This window comes from Ruegeria sp. AP12 (genome assembly GCF_056540025.1).
This window is the reverse complement of the sequence record NZ_JBQFVZ010000242.1, coordinates 1-645: the sequence shown is the minus strand read 5'-3', so window position 1 is coordinate 645 and position 645 is coordinate 1. Positions and strand designations below refer to the sequence as shown.

The window sequence follows — 645 nt, the reverse complement described above, 5'->3', positions numbered from 1 at the left end:
GATCATCCATCGACGAGGCATGGAAGCCGTTTACCCAGAAATGCTGGAGTGCGCGGTCGGAAAGCTGTTCAGAAGTGAAAGACGTCGTGTGTGGCATGTTCTAAGTGTAACAGAACGATCGTTCTGTTGCAAGCAGACATTCGGGCAAGCACAGCGAACGGCAGTTCTGTCCGCGTCTGGTGAGTTCATACAGCCCGCAGCGAAAGTCAGGTCTGGTGCCGGTTGAGGGTCCTGTATACGGTTGGCCGTGACACAGAGAATACCTCGGCCAGTTCGCTTATAGAATACTCCCCTGTGCCATGCATCCGGCAGAGTTCTTTTTGCTGTTTCTCAGACAGCTTGGGCTGTTTTCCACGCAGCTTGCCCTTGGCGCGCGCGATGGCCATGCCTTCACGGGTCCGCATGCGGATCAGATCGGCTTCGAACTCGGCGAAGGTAGCAAGGATGTTGAAGAACATCTTTCCCATAGGATCAGTCGGATCATAGACGGATGCGCCGAGCGCCAGCCTGACACCTTTCTCCTGGAGCTGATCTGCGATGGCGCGGGCATCAGGAACGGACCGGGCTAACCGATCGAGTTTGGGCACGACAAACGTGTCGCCTTCACGCACGGCGGCTATTGCCTGATCCAAACCGGGGCGGGCA

At 56.7% G+C, this 645-nt stretch carries 1 protein-coding gene; it reads right to left on the bottom strand.

The genetic code is table 11. The annotated features are described in order from the left end of the window. Positions 1-206 precede the first annotated feature (206 nt). On the bottom strand, positions 207-645 hold a 439-nt coding region (locus tag ACR0E6_RS22525), incomplete at its 5' end, for a recombinase family protein (protein ID WP_480587575.1).